The sequence below is a fragment of the Ginsengibacter sp. genome (assembly GCF_057362405.1).
Genome location: NZ_JBMQQG010000197.1, coordinates 1 through 22327, shown reverse-complemented (window position 1 = coordinate 22327; position 22327 = coordinate 1). Strand labels below are relative to the sequence as shown.

Sequence of the window (22327 nt, the reverse complement as noted above, 5' to 3'; positions counted from 1 at the left end):
TCCATTTTTCCTGCATTAAATCTTTCATTCTTGTTGTTTGTGTTTGCATTGTTAAATTATTTTAATAATACTAAAGTGCCAGTCCTATTTTTTCCAATTATCTAAACTCATTTCAAATTTTATTTCGCCTTTACCATGTGTACCAACTTCTTTCCATCCATGCATTCTGTAAAATATTTCAGCCCTTGTATTAGGTAATGTTCCCAACCAAACATCCTTTTTACCTTGTGCAAAATACCAGTCAAGCATTATTTTATGTAGCCTCTTGCCAATTCCTATATGTTCAAATTCGGGTTGTACAAATAATGCCCAAATGTTTTTATCTTTTAAATCTGCAATAGCAAAAGCGACAATATTATTTTCTATTTCGCAAACCCAGCCCTTACCTCTTTTAGTTAAAAATTCCTCGCAATCTTCATCCGTTACCAAAGCGGGATTCGATAAAACATTTTCTTTTACGGAATGCCGTACGCTTTGAATTTGTTTTATATCATTAATATTTGCTTCCCTGAAAATCATTTTATAATTCTGGTTATCTTGTTTGCATTTTCCATTAACTCAACTAAGTATTCATAGTTCTCTTTTTCCAGGCAACTTTTAAATTTTCTTAATTGCGAAATATGCTCATTTAAAACGTCTAAAACATTTTCCCTGTTTTGCATAAATATCGGTGCCCACATGGCTGGGCTGCTTTTTGCCAAACGAACAGTGCTTTCAAAACCACCACCGGCTAATTCAAAAATAGCATCTTCTTCTTTTTCCTTTTCCAAAACGGTATTGGCCAACGCAAAAGATGTTATGTGCGATATATGGCTTACATAAGCCGCATGTATATCATGATTTTCCGGATCCATATAAGCGATATGCATTCCAAGTGATTTATAAATATTTTCAACGGTACTAACGGCTTGTTCATCACTCCTTTCTTTTTCACATATTACACACGATCTATCTTTAAAAGCGCCTCTCACAGCAGCTTCCGGGCCACTATATTCGGTACCCCACATTGGGTGAGTTGCCACAAATCGTTTACGCATAGGGTGATCGGCCAATGCTTTGCACAACACAAATTTTGTGGACCCTGCATCTGCCACTATTTGTTTATCGGTTACCAGGTCCATTATTTTTTTCATCACCGGTATTGTTGCATCAACCGGAATAGCAACATAAATAAAATCACTTTGTTTCACCGCCTCTTCCAAAGGCAATGCCTCATTTATTATTCCTAATTCTTTTGCTTTGTCGGTGCTGGCTTTGGTTCTGCTAACGCCTATAATTTTTTTGGCATAGCCTTTATCTTTCATGGCCAGGGCAAAAGAGCCACTAATTAAACCAACACCAACTATAGTCACGTTATTAAACATTCAGTGTTTCTTTTTTAATTCTATCAATCGCTTCGCCAATTTTTTCTTCGGTGGCACACAAACTCACTCTTATATATTTACTTCCTCCATTGCCAAAAATTCCACCGGGTGTTATAAATACATTTGATTGCTGCAAAACCGAGTCACTTAATTCATATCCATCTTTAAACACAGGAGGTATAGCAGCCCAGACAAACAAACCAGCCTGTCCTTTATCAAACTTACATTTCAATAATTGCAGGAGTTCGAACACCTTTTCTCTTCGTTTCGAGTATACTTCATTTAACTTGTCGTGCCAATCCTGCTCTAATTCCAAAGCTTTTGCTGCGGCCAGTTGCACAGGTAGGAACATACCGCTGTCCATATTGCTTTTAAAGCGAAGAATTTCATCAATTCTTTCTTTTTTACCGGCTAACATCCCGACTCTCCATCCCGCCATGTTGTGGCTTTTACTCAATGAATTCAATTCAATTGCCACGTCCTTAGCGCCTTCAACACTTAATAAGCTCATAGGTGTTTTATTCAAAATGAAACTATAAGGATTATCGTGGCAAAGAAGAATATCATGTTTTTTTGCAAAGGCAATCAACTGTTGAAATAATTCTTTTGTTGGCAATTGCCCGGTTGGCATCTGGGGATAATTTACAAACATCAGTTTTACGTTCTTCAAACCCATTTTTTCCAGCTCGGCAAAATCAGGAAACCAGTTATTTTCTTCTTTGAGCGTATAAGGTACTACGTTAGCACCGGCAATTGTTGCGGCACTCTTATAAGTTGGATAACCAGGATCAGGAATTAATACTACATCTCCTGCATTAATATAAGTCATGCAAACATGCATAATTCCTTCCTTACTTCCGATAAGTGGTAATATTTCTGAATCAGGATCTAAATCAACATCATACCACTTCTTATACCATTTTGAAATGGCATTTCTTAAAATGGGGCTTCCTTTATAATTCTGGTAAGCATGGGTGTTAGGCTTTGCGGCCTCCTCTTGTAAAGTTTTGATAACATCAGAATGAGGCGGCATATCCGGGCTTCCAATTCCTAAATTAATAACCTGCTTCCCCGCCTTATTCATATCGTCAATCTCCCTCAGCTTTTGAGAAAAATAATATTCGCCCACTCCTTCCAGTCGTTTCGATAGCTCCATTATTTACCTTTTTTATATACACCGTAAATTCTCAAAGCCTCAGTTATCGGTTGTATATCATTTATCACTTTATTGAATTGATCTATACTTTGAAATTCCAAATCTGCATGAAAGGAGTATCTCCAATCGCTTCCCGGAATCGGGAATGACTGCAGCTTGCTTAGATTAATATCTCCCTCCGCAATTTTTGAAAGCACTTTCGCCAGGCTACCCTTTGAATGATCTGTTTGAAAGTTAATGGAGGCTTTATCTGCATCCTTAACGGCTTGCGCCGACTCAGGAACTTGCAATACTAAAAACCGTGTATAATTATTTTTAAGAGAATGAATGTTTGGCGCAACAACATTTAAATTATATAATTCTGCCGCAAGCTTACTGGCAATTGCGGCTATATGTTTGCTCCTGTGTTGATGAATGTGTTTTGCACTTAATGCAGTATCCTCCGTTTCAATCAGCTTCCAGTTATATTTTTCCAGGAAGTCCATACATTGTAAGAGCGCCATGGGATGAGAGTGTACTTCGCGAATATCCTCGAGGGTTACACCTGGATTGATTAGAAGATTTTGATTTATTTTAAGATACACTTCTCCTATAATTTTTAAATGGCTTTTCTGCAGCAGGTTGTAGTTGGGTAAAATACTCCCGGCAAGCGAATTTTCGATCGCCATTATTCCGCCGTCGCTCACACTCTTTTCAGATGCAATCTTGACCACTTCCCGAAATGTGGAACAACAGATAATTTCAACGTCATTCCCAAAAAACTGGCGGGCGGCTACCTGGTGAAAACTTCCTTCAAACCCTTGTATGGATATTTTTTTGCTCATCGTATTAAAACAAGAATCCCGGCTCTTGGCCGGGATTTCTTTATGTTATCTTTTTATATTAAGTTTTAACAAAAGCCTCCCGGACTATTTCTAAAATAGTAGCTAAAATAAAAAAAGGTATATGCTTTTGTAGTGTTCATTATTTAATTTGCCAAAAGTAAGGATGCTAAATGAATTTTCCAATCAATTTTTTTTAATGGCTCAAAAACAAACAAAAATGTGTTAAACGAAAATAAATTACAGTCGCACCAGCCAGCGGTGTTTTAAAAATAAAAACCGCTTCTTTTCAGAAACGGCTTTTAGATTGCCTGCCAAATAAAAATTTATGACATTATTATACTATCAATAATTATTTCTTTGTAGTGTCAGCAGCCATCTTAGATGTATCTGCAGACATCTTTGAAGTTGTGTCGGCAGCCATTGGAGCCATTTTAGAAGTGTCTGTAGACATAGTAGATGTAGAATCAGTTTTTGTTTCTTCTGAACTTGAACCACCACCACATGCCGCGAGTAATGCAGATGTGCAAACGATAACCAGTAATTTTTTCATGTTAATTTAATTTAGATTTTTATAATTATTTTACGTTTATACCCTTATTTCCAAAAGGTAACCCATGTTAAAAAAGTTTTTTTGATATATTTTTTGGGTTACTTTTCCACATTCTAAGTATTAATTGTAATCCGGGTGAATATATTTGAAAAAGAAAAAGCGCTATTAGAAGGCCTGGCTGCCAACGAAACGAGTGCGATTGAAACGATTTACAGGGAGAATTATAGCACTATTCAGGCATTTATAGTCAAAAATAATGGCTACCCCGAGGATGCGAGAGATATATTCCAGGAGGCGATGATAGTTCTTTTTGAGAAAGCAAAATTGAAATCTTTTGTTTTAAGCTGCCAGATCAAAACTTATTTATATTCAATTTGCAGGCGGCTTTGGCTAAAAAAACTTCAACAGCAAAACAGGTTTTATCCGGCATTTGAACTATTGGATGAAACAATACCCGTTGACGAAGAAATAGATGAACATGAAAAGCTGAATAACGATTTTAATTTAATGGAAAGCGCCTTGCTAAAAATTGGTGAGCCTTGCAAGAGTTTATTAGAAGCTTACTACATTCAAAAAAAATCGATGCCTGAGATTGCTGAATCATTTGGTTACACGAATGCCGACAATGCAAAAACGCAGAAATATAAGTGCCTCATCAGACTCAAGAAATTATTTTTTGCTCAATATAAAAATGGCGAATAAAATATAATATTATGGACGATACTTTACTTTTAGATGCAGTTGAAAGATACAGAAAAGGCGAAATGTCGCCGCAGGAAATTACTTTCTTTGAAGAATTAAGAAAGAGTAATCCGGACATAGATCAATTGGCTGCCGAGCATACTTTCTTTTTAGCGGAACTTGAGAAAATGAGCGACGTTAAAGCATACAAGCACAATCTCGATGAAGTTGAAACCAGGCTCACCAACGAAGGGTTTATTACACGCAGGGAAGCAAAGGGAAAAGCAAAAGTCATTTATTTATGGAATAAATACCGACGGGTTATTGCTGTTGCCGCTTGCATAGCAGGAATTGTTTCCATTTCAACTGCAACAATCGTTTCTATGTATTCAGGAAAGAAACAAGTAGAAAATATTACTCCTCTTGTAGATACAAAACTTAACCAATTTCAACATAAGCTAACTCAGATTGAGACCAGGCTTAACGATGCGTCAACTCAAATAAAAAACCAAGCGAGGCCGACGTTTGAAGCCAACTTTAGGGCCACTGCATTTTTATTAGATGGTAATGGCTTTCTTATTACCAACGCACATGTAATAGAAAATGCCCGTAACATCATTGTTGAAAATAAGAAGGGCGAAGAGTTTCTTGCGAAATCAATTTATGCCGATAAAATTACCGATCTCGCCATTTTAAAAATCTCGGATACGGCCTTTAAGAAAGTTTATGACTTGCCTTATACGTTTCCAAAATATACTGCGGAACTAGGCGATCATATTTTTACATTAGGCTATCCCCGCGAAGAAGTTGTTTATGGTGAAGGTTACCTGAGTGCAAAGTCAGGTTATTATGGCGATACCGCTTCTTATCAAATCAGTATATCTGCAAACCCCGGTAATAGCGGCGGACCTGTAGTTAACAAAAATGGCGATATTATTGGTATTATCAGCAGTAAAGAAACTAATGCTGATGGAGTTGTTTTTGCAATTAAGTCAAAAAACATATACGCCGCCCTAAAAGCCAGTGGAAATGATTCAATAAAACTTCCCCTAGTGAATACTTTAAAAGGGCTCGACAGGGTACATCAAATTCAAAAGCTGGAAGATTTTGTATATATGATTAAGGGAAACTAAGAGAACTTACGAAGTACGATGTTTGATGTACGATGTTGTAAACATTTTTGAGGCGCATCAAGAATTACCTAATATCCATTGCTTATTGCTCCATTCGCCTCGTCAATTCCAAAGTTGCTTAGGATAAACGTCGCTTTCTACTAATGCCTCAATACTATGCTTTACTCCCGGAGCGTCTTCTTTATAAGTAACGCCAAACCATTGGGCTGATGTTTGTATCACTTTTATAGCTCCCTTTTTTTCTTTAATAAATGCATCACCAACAATAGGAATAAAAAATTCTGCTTTTGGTTTATCTCCATTGTCGTGTAGAAATTTTTGAAATAACTTTTGAATGTATTCAAAAGAATTTTGATGAAGACACCAGAAATTCATGCTTACTGATGTATTAGCCGGCAATTCAGTTTTTTTATCATCTTCTTCGTAAACGATCTTATCTCCTTCGGGATAAATTTTTACCCGTTCTGCAATGCTTATTAAATTTCCGCTGCCGTCAACCTGGCAAACGCCACGACTAACGGTGCCATTTTCAGAAAGTGTTTTGGAGAGCTGGTAACCGATAATGCACCATGTATCCGGAGCAACTTGATCATTTAAGAATACTGCTGCTTTTTCAAAAGCGTCTCTTCCGTAAAAATCGTCTGCGTTGATTACGGCAAACGGTTCGTTGATAACATCTTTGGCGCACAAAACCGCATGTGCAGTTCCCCAGGGTTTAGTACGTTCTGCAGAAGGCTTAAAGCCATTTGTAAATGAATCCATCTCCTGCATTACATAAGCCACTTCAACTTTACCGGCAAGTTTTTTATCAAATATATTTTTAAAAGCTTCTGCAAAATCTTCGCGAATAATAAAAACGATTTTACCAAAGCCGCTTCGTATCGCGTCATAAATTGAATAGTCTATTATAGTTTCTCCGGAAGGACCGAAAGAATCCATTTGTTTTATTCCACCATAACGGCTTCCCATGCCCGCTGCTAAAACTAAAAGTGTAGGCTTCATAATTTCTCCTTAATTATATTGTTTGATAGTTAATAAAATTTATTCCCATAGTTGCATTATCTAAATAGCAGATAATAAACCTCATTAAATTTGCCCGCAAAAGTAAGAAACAATTTTTATGCAGTAAATTCAATTGATGGATGTCTTATATAACCCCGGTAACCTGGTAATAAATATTGAGCAATTAAAAAGTGAATTGTTTGACAAACATCATCTGTCTGTACAGATGCTACGATTAGACGCTATTCATCCTGTTGTTTCCGGAAACAAATTTTTCAAATTATTTTATTTTTTAGAAGAGGCCGCAAATTCAACCCATAAACATATCATTACATTTGGAGGGGCCTTTTCCAATCACCTCGCCGCTACCGCCTATGCGTGTAAAGTATCGGGATTAAAATCTACCGGATTTGTGCGGGGAGAAAAACCAAAACAGCTATCACACACATTGCGTTTTTGTATGCAAAATGAAATGAAACTGGAATATATCAGCCGAGATTTATATAAAAAAATTAATGGAGAAGAATTTCAAATAGAACTTATTAATAAATACGGCGATCATACATTAATACCGGAGGGCGGCTTTTCAACTAAAGGGGTTAACGGAGCAAAACTAATCTGTAATTACTTCCGCGATAAAAGATTTACTCACGTGTGTTGTGCAATAGGCACAACCACGACCTTTGCAGGACTTATACACGGCAGTAATGATGAAACAGAAACTATGGGTTTTAGTGTTTTAAAAAACCTGCATGATATAACGGAAAGGCTTACCTTCTTATTTGTTCCATCATCAAAAAAATATTCAGTTATTCATGATTATCATTTTGGTGGCTACGCTAAAAAAACTGCTGAACTTATTTCTTTTATGAATACATTTTATGAAGAAAATAAGATCCCGCTCGATTTTGTATATACCGGTAAGATGATGTTCGGTATTTATGACCTCATTAAGAAAAATCATTTTCCTTCAGGGTCAAACATACTATGCATACACTCGGGTGGTTTGCAGGGAAATAAATCATTGCCTGAAAGAATGCTGAATTTTTAATTTCAATTAACAAGCGATTATATTTGTATTTTATAAAAACAAATAGCTTCGTCCGGTTCCTATGCATAAGTCGATATTTTTTATAACTCTCTTGTTAATTCTGCATCATATTTCTTTTGCACAGGATACGCTTCCGAAAATTTCGGTAACACAACTGGGAAATAAAGTTTTGGTTTCATGGGTTAATCCTTTTGAAAGCGTTACCACCATCAATATTCAACGATCGTATGATAGTCTCAAAGGATTTACTACCATTGGAAGTGTACTAAATGTAAAGGCAAAAGAGAATGGGTATGTTGATGCAAAGGAATTTATTCCTCCGCAGTTCTATCGTGTTTTTATTTCTTTTGAAGGAGGAAGTTACCTGTTTACACAATCACACAGGCCCTCGATTGATGCCGCAAAAAAAGTTGCTGAAGCAAAAGAAAATGAAATTCAGGAAAATGAAATAAAAGAAGTAGTTAAACCAACGCGACCTGTTCAGACCTATTTCGTGCCATCAAAACGAGTGTACACCGGCAAAGAAAATAATGTTATTATTTATTTACCAGATGCAGATAAGAAAAAATATTCAATAAAATTCTTTGAATCAGATGGCACGCCTCTCTTTGAAATTAAAAAAGTAATGGAAACCTACCTTACTCTTGATAAGGTAAATTTTATGCATGCCGGGTTATTTAATTTTGAAGTTTATGCAGATGGATTATTGGTAGAAAAACATATGTTTTATATTCCTAAGGATGGCAAGGCTATGCCTGTGCTTGATGAAAATGGTGCTGAGATAAAATGATTTCTACGTCAAAGACCTTTTCGAAATTTCTTTTAAGTTTTTCTTTCACTTCTTCAAAGTCGATTTTATGGCCCACCTCTTTTTCAATAGAAGTAACCTGCTTGTTTACAATGCCGCAGGGAATAATATTATTGAAATAACTAAGATCAGTATTCACATTTAGGGCAAAGCCATGCATAGTAATCCACCTGCTGCAGCGAATGCCCATTGCGCAAATTTTTCTTTCTTTGCCCGCAACATCCGGATCTATCCATACACCGGTTTCACCTTTGCTTCTATCACCTCTTAATCCATACTCTTTAATTGTGAGTATGATAACTTCTTCAAGGCTTCTGAGGTATTTACCGATATCTGTATAAAATTTCTCAAGATCAATAATGGGATAACCAACTACCTGTTGCAATCCGTGAAAAGTGATATCTCCTCCCCTGTTAGTTCTGAAAAATTCAATTTCCTGTTCCTCCATTTGATGCTCAGTTAATAAAACATTTTCCATGTGCCCGCTTTTGCCAAGTGTATATACGGGCAAATGTTCGCAAAACAAAAGATGGTTTGAAGTTGTACAATCGATGGCATTTCCACTTGCTTCGGCTTTTCTTATTTCAGATTTGATATCTAGATTTTTCTTAACCAATTCTTCCTGGTAATCCCAGGCAGATTTATAATTTATTACACCAAGGTCTTCAAAAATTATTTTTTGTTTGTTCAAATCAAAATATTTTACGGGCAAAGATACAAAGGATTGCAGACGGAAGACTTCTGTAGAAAAGGTGCTATCAACTGATATAACTAAAAACTATCGCAGCCAATAGTCCACCGGCCAACGGCCCCAAGATTGGCACCAGTGCGTATTGCCAACCGCTGGACCCCTTATTAGATATGGGGAGCAACTGGTGCATAATTCGCGGACCAAGATCACGAACGGGATTAATCGCATAACCGGTAGGTCCTCCAAAACTCAAACCAATGCCAAGAACCAATAAAGCAACAGGCAAAGCATCTAAAGAACCCAGGCTATTGGAGGGTGCAACGAGGAATAATACGCTAAGAATAAAAATAAATGTTGCTAAAAATTCTGTCAGAAAATTGTGGCCGGCACTTTTAATTGCAGGGCTTGTAGAAAAAGTTGCCAGGATACTTTCTGCATTTCCGGTAGCTTTATAATGTTGCAAATAAGAGAGCCACACAATTAAGCTACCGGCCATTGCTCCGAGCAGTTGGCCCGCCAGGTATTCCGGTACAACACTCCAACTTATTTTCTTTAAATAAACCAATGCTATGGTTACAGCAGGATTTAGATGTGCGCCACTCGACTTAGCCGCTACATATACCCCGACGAATACCGCAATCGACCATCCAAATGCGATAACGATCCATCCACTATTGTTGCCCTTTGTCTTATTCAATACCACGTTCGCCACTACACCGTTACCCAGTGCAATTAATATTGCTGTTCCCAAAAATTCACTTAAGAAAATCGACATAGAATAATTATTGAAGAGCTTGTTGAATAATGTTTATTTGATAGTTACCTGTAAAATCTGTTAATCACTTGCCCAGGCCAGGGCTGCGTTAATAGCCCGCTTCCATTGATGAATTTCTTTTTGTCTTGCATCATCCTTCATCTGTGGCTCAAAGTTTTTTTCGGCTTTCCAATACTTTTCTATTTCGCCGGTATCCGCCCAAAACCCGATGGCGAGGCCAGCAAGATAAGCGGCGCCTAAAGCAGTTGTTTCAGTTATCTCCGGACGAATTACTTTACAATTCATCATATCACTTTGATACTGCATTAGCAGGTCATTAGCTGTTGCTCCGCCATCTACACGCAATTCTTCAATCGGAATTGCAGCATCCGCGTTCATGGCATTCAGAACATCCATTGTTTGTAAAGCGATACTCTCTATTGATGCCCTGGCAATGTGAGCATTGGTAGTTCCGCGGGTAATGCCAAGCATGGTTCCTCTTGCAAATTGGTTCCAGTAGGGAGCTCCCAGGCCGGCAAAGGCCGGCACGAAATAAACGCCACCGTTATCATTTACTGACAACGCCAGCTTTTCAACATCGGCAGAATTCTTAATGATTCCTAATCCATCTCTTAACCATTGTACCACAGCACCACCAATAAAAACGCCTCCTTCCAGCGCATACGTTGTTACATCACCGATCTTCCATGCGATTGTTGTGAGCAAATTATTTTTACTTAATACAGGTTTATCCCCTGTGTTCATCAACATAAAACAACCGGTGCCATAGGTATTTTTTACCATGCCGGGTTTGATGCACATTTGTCCGAACAGCGCTGCCTGTTGATCGCCGGCAATGCCGCAAACGGGTACCTGTTTTGCAGTAAGAATTTCTTCCGTATATCCATATACTTCGCTGCTCGATTTAACTTGCGGTAACATTGACATTGGAATATGAAACAATTTCAATAAATCGTCGTCCCACTGCAACGAATGAATATTAAACAACATCGTTCGGGATGCATTGGTAACATCCGTCGAGTGTACTTTACCGTTAGTTAATTTAAATAATAGCCAGGAATCGATTGTGCCAAAACAGAGTTCACCCTTTTCTGCCCTTTGCCGGACCCCAGGCACGTTATCCAGTATCCATTTTAACTTGGTGGCAGAAAAATAGGCATCAATCACAAGCCCTGTTTTTTGCTGGATATTTTCAGCATTGCCGGCCTTCTTTAATTCATTACAATACTCCGATGTACGTCTATCCTGCCATACAATGGCGTTATATACCGGTTGGTGTGTGTGCCTGTCCCACACCAGCGTTGTCTCCCGCTGATTGGTAATTCCTATTCCCGCGATATCGTGGATGGTAAGTCCCGCTTTTAAAACCACTTCCGTTGCCACACCCAGTTGCGTGTACCATATTTCATTTCCATCATGTTCTACCCAACCCGGTTGGGGAAAAATCTGTGTGAATTCTTTTTGAGCAGTCGCTTTAATCGCCCCGGTTTTATCAAAAATTATAGCGCGGGAGCTGGTTGTTCCCTGGTCGAAGGATAAAATATATTTTGACATGCAATCGTAATTTGAAAATAAACTATGCTCAATTTAGATAAATAAAAATAGAAAAATTAAAGGCGCGGGACGAATGTTTTCCCGGCATCAATTATCAAGTATGTAATTTGCCGCAACAGATTTAAACAATTCCACCTGGTTATTTTTCCAGGTTTCATCTTTATTCATTTCCTGCGCCATCACTTTTGCTACAAGAGGAGCCACGCGAATACTTTCGCCAGCATCCAGCAACAAGGCCCTCGTTCGCCTGCTCAAAACATCTTCCACGGTTCTTGCCATTTCCTCTCGTATTGCCCAAATTACCTGGGCCTTATTGATTTGTAATCTTTCACTTATCCATTCATCCTCATCTTCTCCAATTATTTTTTTCATAAATAGTTCATCGCTTCCGTAAAAATATAATGGATCACCCTGGTCTGACTCTGCTGAGTACCCATGAATATGTAAAGAAGCAGTCGCCGATGCCACCTGCGCCCATCCCGATTCTTTTTCAACCCGGTCAATCATATCCTCCCCCATTTTTCTATAAGTTGTCCACTTGCCTCCAATAATAGAAAACAGTCCGGAAGTCGATACCAGTATTTTATGGCTTCGTGAAATTTCCTTTGTCTCGCCTCCTTCAGCCGCCGCCAGTGGCCGAAGTCCAGCAAAAACGCTCAAAATGTCTTTTCGTGTTGGCGTTACCGTTAAGTACTTGCCTGCCGTTTCAAGAATGAATTGAATTTCCTTCTCCAGGGCCACAGGTTCAAGGGAAATATCTTTTACGGGCGTATCGGTTGTACCCATTAAAAGTTTGTTATGCCAGGGTACGATAAACAAAACCCTTCCATCGCTGGTTTCGGGTATCATCATCGCATCATCTCCCGGGAAAAATTTTTTATCAAGTACCAAATGAATTCCCTGGCTTGCAGCGATATTTTTCCTGGAACCCGGTTTATCCATCTGTAAAATTTCATCAACAAATACGCCTGTAGCATTAATTACAACTTTTGATTTTATGGGAAAGTGCTCATTGCTTTCTGTATCAAAAACGATGACACCGCAAGTTTTTTCCTGCTCTTTAATTAACCCAATCACTTTCATGTAATTGGCAGCATAGCCGCCCTTATCAAAAATTGTTTGGGCAAGATTAACAGCCAGCCTGGCATCATCAAATTGTCCATCGTGATATAAAACACCCCCGGCTAAATTTTTGGAGATAATGCCCGGCAGTTTTTCCATTACTTTTTTACGAGGAATAAAAACGGAAGGACCCAGGCTTAAATGTCCCGATATCCAATCATATAATTTCAAACCCATGGTATACTTCAGCCGGCTCCACCAGTTGTAGACAGGAATTATAAAGGTCTGATTTTTTACGAGGTGAGGCGCATTTTTTGAGAGCAATCCTCTCTCGATAGTTGCTTCCCTCACAAGACTAATATTGCCTTGCGCAAGATATCTTACTCCACCATGAACGAGCTTTGTGCTTTTTGACGAAGTAGATTTAGCGAAATCTGATTGCTCAACTAACAGTGTCGCATAGCCGCGGCTTGCAGATTCTACCGCAATTCCCAAACCGGAAGCTCCACCGCCAATTACGATAACATCCCATTTATCGGTACTCTTTATTTTAGCTATTGTATCTTCTCTATTCATAGCGAACTTCAGAAAACAAAAATCATTTTTCCTCTTTTGTCAAATAAGGTTCAATTGCCTTTTGCCAGATGTGATAACCTTTGGCATTCATATGAAGATTGTCTTCTAAAAAAATATCAGGCATTGGATTTCCTTTTTCATCGAGCATTTTATGATAGACGTCGACAAACACGGTTTTCTTCTTCGAGTGCAAAAATTGTTTAATATACGTATTCGCGATGACCATCCTTGGCATCAGATTTTTTCTTGACGGACTAGGTTTAATTGAAATAAAAATTATTGGAACTCCCGGCATTGCTGATCGAATAATATTGAATAGTTTTTTAAACCTCGTTAAAACAATTTCAGGCGTAATATTATCAGAATATGCTAAATCGTTCTCGCCGGAATAAATTACAATTTGCCGTGGATGATATGGAATAATAATATCATTTGCATAGCGGATAGCGTCGGAAAGTTCGGAACCTCCAAAGCCACGGTTGATAACGGTTTTATCCGGGAAATAGCTTTGTACATCTTCCCACTTACGGATCGACGAACTACCTACAAACAAGATAGCGTTCTTTGGAGGGAATTGAACGCTGTCAAGTTTTTTGAAATGCTGAATTTCGTCGTAATACGGTGGTTGATTTTGCGCATGGGTACTAGTATGAATGAGACACACAAATAAAAGACCGGCAATAATTTTTGACATCTTATTTTTTTTTGAATGAATTATTTTTTTCAATAATCTTTTGTCCGTTTACGAAGGTCATTAAAATTTGAGCGTATGACATATGTTTTATAAGATGATTGAAATTACGAAAGCCTCTTTTAATTATCGTCTAAAATAAATTCAATTTAATCTGTGAAGAGAAACCTATGTTATGCAACGATTTTCTTTTGCCAGGGAGGAAAAAATTTTGATCGATTTGTTTTAGATTATTCCGGCGAATTTTTAATTTAGAATGATGGACGTCAACCAGGATAAACTTACCATGTCGGCCGGACGGCTGGAAGCCCTTGGAGATGGCATTTTCAGCGTTGCCATGACGTTTCTCATCATTGAACTTAAAATACCTTCTGTACAGGGAAATTCTCTAAGAGATTTATCTCACGCCTTATACGAAATACGGCAGGAAATTTTTTGCTATTTCATAAGTTTTGTGGTTTTAGGAATTATGTGGTTTGGCCACCGAATGGTTTTTGAATATATCTCCCGAACAAACCGATATTTTATTTTCCTTGGGGTTTTATTTTATATGGTGGTGTGTCTCGTTCCGTTTAGCACCCGGTTTCTCGCTGCAAATACTTTGCACTGGTACGCTATAATGATGTATGGATTGAACCTGAGTTGCTGTAATCTTACTTTATATGCCCAATGGTTATATGGCATTCGCCGGCCGGCATTACACGCCAGGAAATTACCGGCAGAAGTAAGAAGAGAGGCCAACATCCTGTTTCTAATTTCACCTTTATTTTATGCAATTGCTATCGCCATTTCTTTTTTCTTTCCGCTCGCAAGTATCATCATATTTTTTATTACTCCTATACTTTACCTGTTACCAAATAAATTAGATAAATATCTTCCCTGATTTTCTGGAGGTAAGAATCCATGCGGTTTATCTAAAAGAGCTTAGCCATTTCCTGATATGTCCATGTGTTTCCTTTTTCAAAAAACTCGTACGTCTTATCCCAATCGGGGCCAACACCCCAGCACACCATGGCAGAAACAATTTTCGTTTTGCCGTCTCCTGCATCTTTGAATTGGATAATTTCCTGCAGGTTTTCATCTTCATTTTGAACACTTAAAGGGAAAGAGTTATTCAATTTTACCTTCAACGTTAGTAACTCCTTTTCTATATAATTTATGATAACCAGTTTTATAGATGAAGGATCAGAGAGCGTCTTGGTACTGTCGTAATTAGTTAGAATATAGCCGCCCATTTTCAATTCAATATGCGCCAACGGTGCAATCCATTTTTTTAATTGGCTGTCGTTTGTAAAAAGTTCCCAGGCTTTGGAAATATCAACAGGAATTGCCATTTCAAGACGAAGAACCTTTTCGCCGGTTTGGTTTATATAAGATGTGTTGGTTACTTTTTGAGCGAATGTAAAAAGACCACAGATTGTTAAGCAAGCAACAATTAAAGTCCTTCTCATAAGTTTTGGTTTTAGTTTTTTAAAAGTATTTTCAACACCAAAAATCTTCTTCAAAATACAAATTAAAATTAAGTTTGGATTTTCTGAAATGCCGGACGGCATTAAATTTTTATGATTGGCATTTCAATAATATCTATTTTATTAATAGCAACAAAAATGGCAGATAAAAATCCGCCATTCAAACAAAACATAAATATAAAAATCTACAGTGTCAGCGCTTCATTCATATTCCTTACAGCATCGGCGCTTTTAGCAAATGCTGCCTGCTCCTCAGCATTTAATTTATAATCAATAATTTTTTCCCAACCGTTTTTACCAAGTACAACGGGCACACCAATACAAATATCTTTTTGTCCGTATTCACCGTCCAGCATAACACTGCAAGGCATCAGTTTCTTTTCATCCCGTAAAATAGCTTCAACCAGAAATGCACCAGCAGCACCAGGAGCGTACCATGCACTGGTACCAAGCAAGCCGGTGAGTGTGGCGCCACCGACCATCGTATCTGCGGCTACTTTTTTTAAGGTCGCTTCATCTAATAAATTGGAAACAGGCGTTCCATTGTATGTCGCTAACCTCGTTAAAGGAATCATAGTAGTATCGCCGTGGCCTCCAATAACAACTGCCTGCAGATCCTGCATAGAGCAACCTAAAGCAACAGATAAATAGTATTTGAAGCGACTACTGTCTAAAGCGCCGCCCATTCCAATAATACGATTCTTTGGAATCCCGCTCGATTTCAATGCGAGATAAGTCATTGTGTCCATCGGGTTGCTGATAACAATAATAATTGCATCCGGCGACTGATCTAAAATATTGTGTGTAACGCCCTTTACAATGCCGGCATTTATACCGATCAATTCTTCTCTAGTCATTCCTGGCTTACGGGGAATACCAGAAGTGATAATCACAACGTTACTTCCCGCCGTTTTCTTATAGTCATTTGTGCTGCCAATAATTTTAGTGTCGCTTCCGAGCAATGCTGCACTTTGTGAAAAGTCAATTGATTTACCTTCGGATATGCCTTCTTTAATATCAAGCAAAACCAATTCTTCGCAAAGCTCTTTCCTTGCGATGTTATCGGCACAAGTAGCTCCTACTGCACCTGCACCTACTACGGTTACTTTCATTTTATCGTATTTATTTTAGAAAATTATTTTCCGGCCAAAGGTAATTGAATAATGCTTTTATAAAAAAGTAAAAAAGAATACCATCGAATACTTTTTTACAGCTTCTTTAACTAGCCGGCTTTATTCTTTATTCTAATTTAATAGTCTATTTCCAAACACTACCATGAAGCGGCATTTATTCTTAATGTTTATTTTTTCATTGTTTGGCTCTATCAAATCTACTGCAGCAATCCATTTAGTGGCCTTAACCAGTGCAGGGAGTTCAACAGTTACATTGCAATGGAATATGGTGAATTATCCTGGAAGCACCGCCTATATTTTATTTAAAAGCATTGATGGAGTTGTTTGGTCGCCGGCCGCTGCAAATCCCGTTTTCAGAAATTATACAGCATCAACAATACTTGCTTACCGCGATAATTTTACAGATGAACAACAATTGTATTATCGGGTAAAAGTGTATGATACCAATGAAAATATTGTTGAAATTTCAAATACCGCAAGTGTTAATAATCCAAAAACCAATCATCCAAACGCAAGGTCCGTACTCAAACGAGACCCTACAATTACTAAGCCGGAGATTGGGAACACCAGCAACGCATGGCAAATTATGCCCAACCCGGTACGAGATATGCTCAATCTTAATTACAGAAGGAACGACTTAATAAAAGGCGTAATTAATGTAGTGATACAGGATGCTTCGGGAAAAATAGTACTTCGTTTCAGAGCGGCATCAAATAATAAGCAACTACACGTACCTGTTAGTAACCTTCACGCCGGTATTTACTTCATTAAAATAAATGTTGCTGCCGATGTGCAATTGAATGATAAATTCATCAAGCAATAAATTATGCGACAATAAATTATTAATTACAAGGATTTGACGACAACTATTAGTTTGAATGCATTGATTCCTTTAGTGTAAGAAATGGCTATTACAATTCATCGGAGATCAGGTCGGTATTTACACTTCCTTCAAAATTCTTTTTAAGATTTCCCTTTTTATCATAAACGAAAATAGAAGGGAGGTTTCTCACTTTAAAAAATACAGGGAAGAAAAATTTTGTATCTCTCGCCATCGTAATTTGCGGGTAGTCGGCAATCTTATAGTTCTTATAAAACACCATCATCTCATTATATGGCAGATAGGTGATCATAACGATCTGGGCATTCTTAAATTTATCAATATTAGCGATTAATTTTTCAGTCTCATGCTGGCAATGTTCACAATCAGGACTAAAAATCATAAAAACAACGGGCTTATTTTTTTTAAGGTCATTCCGCGTGAATGTAGTACTGTCAGGCGCCTTAAATACGGTAAACTCGGGAATAGTAGGAAACCTCTGGTAAACGGGTGCTGTACTATCTTCCTGCGAAAATGCAACTATGTAGAAAAATATAAATATGGGCAATAAGAATATTTTTTTCAAGAGTATAAATTTTGAATAAAGATATATGAATAAGAAAAAATAAAAATGTAAAAATTAGGCTGTTGCTTCATTTTGAAATTTTCATGTCAATTCAATTTTCATTTTCGTTCCTTTTTAATACCTTCACGCCCTTAAAAAAAAGTTATGGCATCTACTTCAGATATGAGAACAGGACTGATATTAAAAATTGACGGTAGCCTTTACACTGTGATAGAATTTGGTCAAAACAAAACTGCCCGGGCGGCGGCAAAAGTTTGGGCAAAACTAAAGGGAGTTGATAATAGCCGTACAATTGAACAAACATGGAACAGCGGTGAAACAATCTTTCCTGTGAGAGTTGAAAAAAAGCCCTACCAGTTTTTATATAAAGATGATACGGGTTATACTTTTATGGACACAACTACCTACGAGCAAATTTCTGTACCTCCTGAAATGGTTGATGCACCACAGTTTTTGAAAGATGGCCAGGAAGTCTCTGTTTTAATAAATGGAGAAACTGACCAGCCAATGGGTGTAGAACTTCCTGACAAAATTGTTGTATTAGTGACCTACAGTGAACCTGGCGTAAGAGGCGATACTGCTACCCGCACACTAAAACCTGCAACGGTTGAAACAGGCGCCACCGTTAACGTGCCGTTATTTGTAAACGAAGGTGAACTGATACGGGTAAATACAAAAACAGGTGAGTACGTAGAAAGAGTTAAGGAATAATACTCCGGTTTGCCGTTATCAAAAATAAGATCTGTTTGGATCAAATGATTATAAATTCATCTCCCGAATTTTTCCTTTTTTGAGCAAAAAAACCAGCATTTTTTGCTAATAATCTTTAGTTTCCTTTAAAAATCTTTCGATTTCTTCCATTTTTTTATTTTTTTAAAAATGCTATTTTCATAAATCATCCCTATCTTAGCTGCCTTCTTTCCATAACATAAATTTAATTTGTAAATATGGACATTAAACAAATTCAGGAACTTGTAAAGCTTGTTAATAAAAGTAATATCGGTGAGCTTAGTATTGAGAAAAACGACTTTAAAATCACGATAAAGCAAAAGAAACAACCTTCACAACAATTTGCGGCTCCCGTCCAACAATATGTGCAGCCACAACAAGTACTTCCGCCAGCAACGTCTCCGCCGGCAAATGTAAAAACTCCGGAAACCCCTTCTACAAAAACAGACAATCTTCTCACAATTAAGAGCCCGATGATCGGAACGTTTTACCGCCAGTCAGGTCCCGGTAAACCAATATTTGTAAATGTGGGCGATGAGGTTGAAGAGGGACAGGTTGTTTGCATTATCGAGGCCATGAAACTTTTTAATGAAATTGAAAGTGAAGTATCCGGCACTATTGTAAAAGTTCTGGTTGAAGACGCTTCGCCAGTGGAATTTGACCAGCCTCTGTTTTTAGTAGAACCTGCTTAAACTATTAATTAGCAAATGTGCTGATAAACCAATTTGCTAATTGAAATCACGAGCGGAACAAAACATTTTATCATGAAAAAGGAGCTGATCGAGTCGAATCCAATTTTAAAATTGACTTTTGATTTTTCTCTGACTGTGATTGATTATTGCGATATGTTGAATGATATAAAAAAATACACATTAAGTCGGCAACTACTTAGATCTGGTACTTCTATCGGAGCAAATTCCATGGAATCACAGAATGCAGAAAGTAAAGCAGACTTCATACATAAAATAAAAATTGCCGCAAAAGAAGCGGACGAAACGCAATATTGGCTGATGCTTTGCAATTATTCAAAAAATTATCCGGGTAGCAATTCTTTACTTGAAAAACTTGAGCAAATCCAAAAAGTTCTTAACAAGATATTGGGTACTGCAAAGAGAAAAAACCCAACCAGTTATTTGCTTAGCTTTTTAATTTTTTAATAATTAGCTAATGAGACAAACCGACAATTTGTACTGAGAAATGTTTTACCATTTAAAAACTTCCAAAAATTAGCATATTAGCACATCAGCTAATTAGCACATTAATACGACTATGTTTAAAAAAATACTTATTGCCAACAGGGGTGAGATTGCTTTACGGATTATCAGGACCTGTAAGGAAATGGGCATTAAAACTGTTGCGGTTTATTCAACCGCTGATAAAGATAGCCTTCATGTAAGATTTGCCGACGAGGCAGTTTGTATTGGAAAACCAGCCAGCATCGATAGTTACCTCAACATTCCGCACATAATGGCTGCCATTGAAATTACCAACGCAGATGCTATACATCCCGGCTATGGCTTCCTGGCAGAAAATTCGAAATTTGCCCAGATATGTACTGACCATGGAATAAAATTTATCGGTCCCACCCCGGAAATGATCAATAGCATGGGCGATAAAATAACGGCGAAAGAAACCATGATAAAGGCGGGGGTTCCTGTTGTGCCGGGCGGTGAAGGCTTATTAAAAAGTGTAGACCACGCCAAAGGACTTGCAAAGGAAATTGGATACCCGGTAATTTTAAAAGCAACCGCCGGCGGTGGTGGCAAGGGGATGCGTGTTGTGTGGGAAGAGAAAGATATTGAAAAGGCGTTTGACAATGCGAGGACCGAAGCTGCTGCCTCATTTAAAAATGACGGCATTTACATGGAAAAATTTGTAGAAGAGCCAAGACATATTGAAATACAAATTGCGGGAGACCAATTCGGAAATGTATGTCATCTTAGCGAACGTGATTGTTCGATTCAAAGGCGTCATCAGAAGTTGGTAGAAGAATCTCCGTCGCCTTTTATGACTCCCGAGCTTAGAGAAAAAATGGGGGAAGCTGCTATTAAAGCGGCATCGGCTATAAATTATGAGAGTGTTGGCACTATTGAATTTTTGGTAGATAAGCATCGCAATTTTTATTTCATGGAAATGAACACGCGGATCCAGGTGGAACATTGTGTTACTGAAGAAGTGGTTAATTACGATTTAATTAAAGAACAAATAAAGATTGCTTTCGGCGAAAGTATCTCGGGCAGAAATTATTATCCTGAAATGCATGCAATAGAATGCAGGATCAACGCTGAAGACCCGTACAATGATTTTCGCCCATCGCCGGGACGTATAACCGTGTTGCATCAACCGGGTGGACATGGTGTTCGGGTTGACAGCCATGCATATGCTGGTTATGTGATACCACCTTATTACGATAGCATGATTGGAAAATTAATTGCGGTTGCACAAACCCGTAATGAAGCAATTAACACCATGAGTCGTGCCCTGAGTGAATACGTAATTGAAGGAATAAAAACAACTATTCCATTTCATAAAAAGCTAATGAAAAATGAAAACTTCCGCTCTGGGAATTTCACCACCAAATTTTTAGATAATTTTAAAATGGAATAACAGTAAAAGCGGCCAGTCTTTTACATTGCCAATGTTTCAAGGCAAATAATTGATTCTTTAAATTGGCGACTTTCCGTAAAGTATTTTAATGTGATTAGAACAAAAGGGCCACGCTTTAAAAGCATGGCCTTCTTGTTGAGGGGTTAATCTCATAGGTTCAGATAACAATAATTTGAATTTTCACAAAGGTCCTTTGATTGAAAAGGCTTGCGTGTAATAAAATATCGTATATATTATAGAATTTTTTCTACATTTTATTTTATTTAAAAAATATAAACTCAGTTTTTTTGGAAAAATTTTACTTTTTCTATCTATCAACAAATTGAATAACCCTGATGAGCATAACAGGAAGGAATAAACGAAATTTATTTAGCACACAAAATAACTACTGAAATAAAGCAGCTATATGGCGACCGGACAATTAATCATAATTATATAAGAATACTTTCAACGTTTCGCTTATCTTTTTTGCTTGCAGGCATTTGCCCAAACAATCATCGATAGGATTAATAACATTCGTAAGGTTGTTGCATAAATAAACACTGACTCAGGTTACCCGATAAGAAAATTGGAGAAAGAAGAATTTTTTAGAGCAAATGACCGACAATGGTTGGGGAACTCACAGGCTATTTCAAAAATTGGCCGGCAGGCAAATTTATTGAGTGGATTGGTTTATCAAGTTGTGTTAACATCGTCGTAGCAGACTAGTCAAAACGATGGAATGTAGATTCTATTGTGATAATGATAAAACGATAAAGACAATATTAAGCGGCGCAAGGCGGTGCAGAGGGCAACCCGAACAAGATTGGGCCATGGGATATCTTAAAATATTTTTGCAGTTTAAAAAATTGTTGGAAAAGAAACGGTGATTAATGGCCTTTTGTAATTTGATATCCCTAACCGAAAATCTAAACAAGTTATTTAAAGAATCAGCCAATTAGTGAACTGATAATCTCCTTCGTATATTCGAAACTTGTATGATGATGTGCATGAATTCCTTCTTTTTTTGCAGCTTCAACCAGCATTGGACGATCGTCAAAATATAGACATTCATGCGGTTGCGCC

General features: G+C 37.6%; 24 protein-coding genes. 10 read left to right on the top strand and 14 right to left on the bottom strand.

Annotation, left to right across the window (positions count from 1 at the left end; all coding sequences use genetic code 11):
- Positions 1–84: 84 nt before the first annotated feature.
- The 5 genes from ACO1O5_RS17000 to ACO1O5_RS16980 form a co-directional block, all read right to left on the bottom strand.
- Positions 85–519, bottom strand: coding sequence for a GNAT family N-acetyltransferase (locus ACO1O5_RS17000; protein WP_486272338.1), 435 nt, complete (start codon positions 517–519; stop codon positions 85–87).
- Complete coding sequence (locus ACO1O5_RS16995) at positions 516–1364, bottom strand: prephenate dehydrogenase (protein WP_486272337.1); 849 nt, start codon at positions 1362–1364, stop codon at positions 516–518. The genes ACO1O5_RS17000 and ACO1O5_RS16995 overlap by 4 nt, the downstream gene beginning before the upstream one ends.
- Positions 1357–2520: a pyridoxal phosphate-dependent aminotransferase gene (locus ACO1O5_RS16990; RefSeq protein ID WP_486272335.1), complete on the bottom strand. Its 1164-nt coding sequence runs from the start codon at positions 2518–2520 to the stop codon at positions 1357–1359. Before ACO1O5_RS16990 ends, ACO1O5_RS16995 begins: the two co-directional genes overlap by 8 nt.
- Positions 2520–3344, bottom strand: a complete 825-nt coding sequence (locus tag ACO1O5_RS16985; RefSeq protein WP_486272333.1) for a prephenate dehydratase — start codon at positions 3342–3344, stop codon at positions 2520–2522. Before ACO1O5_RS16985 ends, ACO1O5_RS16990 begins: the two co-directional genes overlap by 1 nt.
- Before the next feature lie 349 nt (positions 3345–3693).
- Positions 3694–3894 carry a hypothetical protein gene (locus ACO1O5_RS16980; protein ID WP_486272332.1) on the bottom strand — a complete coding sequence of 67 codons (201 nt, stop codon included), beginning with the start codon at positions 3892–3894 and terminating at the stop codon, positions 3694–3696.
- A 135-nt stretch (positions 3895–4029) separates the two neighbouring features.
- Between ACO1O5_RS16980 and ACO1O5_RS16975 the strand changes: the two genes are divergently transcribed.
- Together ACO1O5_RS16975 and ACO1O5_RS16970 are read left to right on the top strand one after the other, a co-directional pair.
- Complete coding sequence (locus tag ACO1O5_RS16975; RefSeq protein WP_486272330.1) at positions 4030–4596, top strand: RNA polymerase sigma factor; 567 nt, start codon at positions 4030–4032, stop codon at positions 4594–4596.
- Positions 4597–4607: 11 nt separating this feature from the next.
- On the top strand, positions 4608–5708 hold the full coding sequence (locus ACO1O5_RS16970; protein WP_486272328.1) for a S1C family serine protease: 1101 nt from the start codon (positions 4608–4610) through the stop codon (positions 5706–5708).
- 102 nt (positions 5709–5810) lie between these two features.
- On the opposite strand, the gene ACO1O5_RS16965 is transcribed toward ACO1O5_RS16970, so the two are convergent.
- Complete coding sequence (locus ACO1O5_RS16965) at positions 5811–6710, bottom strand: nucleotidyltransferase family protein (RefSeq protein WP_486272327.1); 900 nt, start codon at positions 6708–6710, stop codon at positions 5811–5813.
- A 136-nt stretch (positions 6711–6846) separates the two neighbouring features.
- Between ACO1O5_RS16965 and ACO1O5_RS16960 the strand changes: the two genes are divergently transcribed.
- Entirely contained in the window at positions 6847–7761 is a 915-nt protein-coding gene (locus ACO1O5_RS16960) for a 1-aminocyclopropane-1-carboxylate deaminase/D-cysteine desulfhydrase (RefSeq protein ID WP_486272325.1), read from the top strand.
- A gap of 61 nt (positions 7762–7822) precedes the next feature.
- Positions 7823–8551 (top strand): hypothetical protein, encoded by a 729-nt coding sequence (locus tag ACO1O5_RS16955; protein WP_486272323.1) that lies wholly within the window; start codon positions 7823–7825, stop codon positions 8549–8551.
- Here the strand turns inward: ACO1O5_RS16955 and lipB are convergent.
- The 5 genes from lipB to ACO1O5_RS16930 form a co-directional block, all read right to left on the bottom strand.
- Positions 8511–9260, bottom strand: coding sequence for a lipoyl(octanoyl) transferase LipB (lipB, locus tag ACO1O5_RS16950; protein WP_486272321.1), 750 nt, complete (start codon positions 9258–9260; stop codon positions 8511–8513). The genes ACO1O5_RS16955 and lipB overlap by 41 nt on opposite strands.
- Positions 9261–9327: 67 nt before the next feature.
- Positions 9328–10035, bottom strand: coding sequence for an MIP/aquaporin family protein (locus ACO1O5_RS16945; RefSeq protein WP_486272319.1), 708 nt, complete (start codon positions 10033–10035; stop codon positions 9328–9330).
- Positions 10036–10095: 60 nt separating this feature from the next.
- On the bottom strand, positions 10096–11589 hold the full coding sequence (glpK, locus tag ACO1O5_RS16940) for a glycerol kinase GlpK (RefSeq protein ID WP_486272317.1): 1494 nt from the start codon (positions 11587–11589) through the stop codon (positions 10096–10098).
- A gap of 87 nt (positions 11590–11676) precedes the next feature.
- Positions 11677–13227 (bottom strand): glycerol-3-phosphate dehydrogenase/oxidase, encoded by a 1551-nt coding sequence (locus tag ACO1O5_RS16935; protein WP_486272315.1) that lies wholly within the window; start codon positions 13225–13227, stop codon positions 11677–11679.
- Between the two features lie 22 nt (positions 13228–13249).
- Complete coding sequence (locus ACO1O5_RS16930; protein ID WP_486272313.1) at positions 13250–13921, bottom strand: GDSL-type esterase/lipase family protein; 672 nt, start codon at positions 13919–13921, stop codon at positions 13250–13252.
- A gap of 253 nt (positions 13922–14174) precedes the next feature.
- Here ACO1O5_RS16930 and ACO1O5_RS16925 point away from each other — a divergent pair, with 253 nt between their 5' ends.
- Positions 14175–14801, top strand: a complete 627-nt coding sequence (locus ACO1O5_RS16925) for a TMEM175 family protein (protein WP_486272311.1) — start codon at positions 14175–14177, stop codon at positions 14799–14801.
- A gap of 31 nt (positions 14802–14832) precedes the next feature.
- Here the strand turns inward: ACO1O5_RS16925 and ACO1O5_RS16920 are convergent, their stop codons facing one another.
- Positions 14833–15369, bottom strand: coding sequence for an SRPBCC family protein (locus ACO1O5_RS16920; RefSeq protein ID WP_486272309.1), 537 nt, complete (start codon positions 15367–15369; stop codon positions 14833–14835).
- Between the two features lie 203 nt (positions 15370–15572).
- Positions 15573–16499: a malate dehydrogenase gene (mdh, locus tag ACO1O5_RS16915; protein ID WP_486272307.1), complete on the bottom strand. Its 927-nt coding sequence runs from the start codon at positions 16497–16499 to the stop codon at positions 15573–15575.
- 163 nt (positions 16500–16662) lie between these two features.
- Between mdh and ACO1O5_RS16910 the strand changes: the two genes are divergently transcribed.
- Complete coding sequence (locus ACO1O5_RS16910; RefSeq protein ID WP_486272306.1) at positions 16663–17343, top strand: T9SS type A sorting domain-containing protein; 681 nt, start codon at positions 16663–16665, stop codon at positions 17341–17343.
- An 88-nt stretch (positions 17344–17431) separates the two neighbouring features.
- On the opposite strand, the gene ACO1O5_RS16905 is transcribed toward ACO1O5_RS16910, so the two are convergent.
- A complete protein-coding gene (locus ACO1O5_RS16905; protein ID WP_486272304.1) occupies positions 17432–17926 on the bottom strand; it encodes a TlpA family protein disulfide reductase in 495 nt (164 codons plus the stop codon).
- A 144-nt stretch (positions 17927–18070) separates the two neighbouring features.
- Between ACO1O5_RS16905 and efp the strand changes: the two genes are divergently transcribed.
- The 4 genes from efp (at position 18071) to accC (ending at position 21262) form a co-directional block, all read left to right on the top strand.
- On the top strand, positions 18071–18637 hold the full coding sequence (gene efp, locus ACO1O5_RS16900) for an elongation factor P (protein ID WP_486272302.1): 567 nt from the start codon (positions 18071–18073) through the stop codon (positions 18635–18637).
- A gap of 236 nt (positions 18638–18873) precedes the next feature.
- A complete protein-coding gene (gene accB, locus ACO1O5_RS16895; RefSeq protein WP_486272300.1) occupies positions 18874–19347 on the top strand; it encodes an acetyl-CoA carboxylase biotin carboxyl carrier protein in 474 nt (157 codons plus the stop codon).
- A 111-nt stretch (positions 19348–19458) separates the two neighbouring features.
- On the top strand, positions 19459–19812 hold the full coding sequence (locus ACO1O5_RS16890) for a four helix bundle protein (protein ID WP_486272298.1): 354 nt from the start codon (positions 19459–19461) through the stop codon (positions 19810–19812).
- Between the two features lie 112 nt (positions 19813–19924).
- Positions 19925–21262 (top strand): acetyl-CoA carboxylase biotin carboxylase subunit, encoded by a 1338-nt coding sequence (accC, locus tag ACO1O5_RS16885; protein WP_486272296.1) that lies wholly within the window; start codon positions 19925–19927, stop codon positions 21260–21262.
- Positions 21263–22327 lie beyond the last annotated feature (1065 nt).

Bases quoted from the DNA above. Each gene is read 5' to 3' on its own strand.
- ACO1O5_RS17000 (WP_486272338.1), bottom strand. From the start codon at position 519: ATGATTTTCAGGGAAGCAAATATTAATGATATAAAACAAATTCAAAGC.
- ACO1O5_RS16995 (WP_486272337.1), bottom strand. From the start codon at position 1,364: ATGTTTAATAACGTGACTATAGTTGGTGTTGGTTTAATTAGTGGCTCT.
- ACO1O5_RS16990 (WP_486272335.1), bottom strand. From the start codon at position 2,520: ATGGAGCTATCGAAACGACTGGAAGGAGTGGGCGAATATTATTTTTCT.
- ACO1O5_RS16985 (WP_486272333.1), bottom strand. From the start codon at position 3,344: ATGAGCAAAAAAATATCCATACAAGGGTTTGAAGGAAGTTTTCACCAG.
- ACO1O5_RS16980 (WP_486272332.1), bottom strand. From the start codon at position 3,894: ATGAAAAAATTACTGGTTATCGTTTGCACATCTGCATTACTCGCGGCA.
- ACO1O5_RS16970 (WP_486272328.1), top strand. From the start codon at position 4,608: ATGGACGATACTTTACTTTTAGATGCAGTTGAAAGATACAGAAAAGGC.
- ACO1O5_RS16965 (WP_486272327.1), bottom strand. From the start codon at position 6,710: ATGAAGCCTACACTTTTAGTTTTAGCAGCGGGCATGGGAAGCCGTTAT.
- ACO1O5_RS16960 (WP_486272325.1), top strand. From the start codon at position 6,847: ATGGATGTCTTATATAACCCCGGTAACCTGGTAATAAATATTGAGCAA.
- ACO1O5_RS16955 (WP_486272323.1), top strand. From the start codon at position 7,823: ATGCATAAGTCGATATTTTTTATAACTCTCTTGTTAATTCTGCATCAT.
- ACO1O5_RS16945 (WP_486272319.1), bottom strand. From the start codon at position 10,035: ATGTCGATTTTCTTAAGTGAATTTTTGGGAACAGCAATATTAATTGCA.
- glpK (WP_486272317.1), bottom strand. From the start codon at position 11,589: ATGTCAAAATATATTTTATCCTTCGACCAGGGAACAACCAGCTCCCGC.
- ACO1O5_RS16935 (WP_486272315.1), bottom strand. From the start codon at position 13,227: ATGAATAGAGAAGATACAATAGCTAAAATAAAGAGTACCGATAAATGG.
- ACO1O5_RS16930 (WP_486272313.1), bottom strand. From the start codon at position 13,921: ATGTCAAAAATTATTGCCGGTCTTTTATTTGTGTGTCTCATTCATACT.
- ACO1O5_RS16925 (WP_486272311.1), top strand. From the start codon at position 14,175: ATGATGGACGTCAACCAGGATAAACTTACCATGTCGGCCGGACGGCTG.
- ACO1O5_RS16920 (WP_486272309.1), bottom strand. From the start codon at position 15,369: ATGAGAAGGACTTTAATTGTTGCTTGCTTAACAATCTGTGGTCTTTTT.
- mdh (WP_486272307.1), bottom strand. From the start codon at position 16,499: ATGAAAGTAACCGTAGTAGGTGCAGGTGCAGTAGGAGCTACTTGTGCC.
- ACO1O5_RS16910 (WP_486272306.1), top strand. From the start codon at position 16,663: ATGAAGCGGCATTTATTCTTAATGTTTATTTTTTCATTGTTTGGCTCT.
- efp (WP_486272302.1), top strand. From the start codon at position 18,071: ATGGCATCTACTTCAGATATGAGAACAGGACTGATATTAAAAATTGAC.
- accB (WP_486272300.1), top strand. From the start codon at position 18,874: ATGGACATTAAACAAATTCAGGAACTTGTAAAGCTTGTTAATAAAAGT.
- accC (WP_486272296.1), top strand. From the start codon at position 19,925: ATGTTTAAAAAAATACTTATTGCCAACAGGGGTGAGATTGCTTTACGG.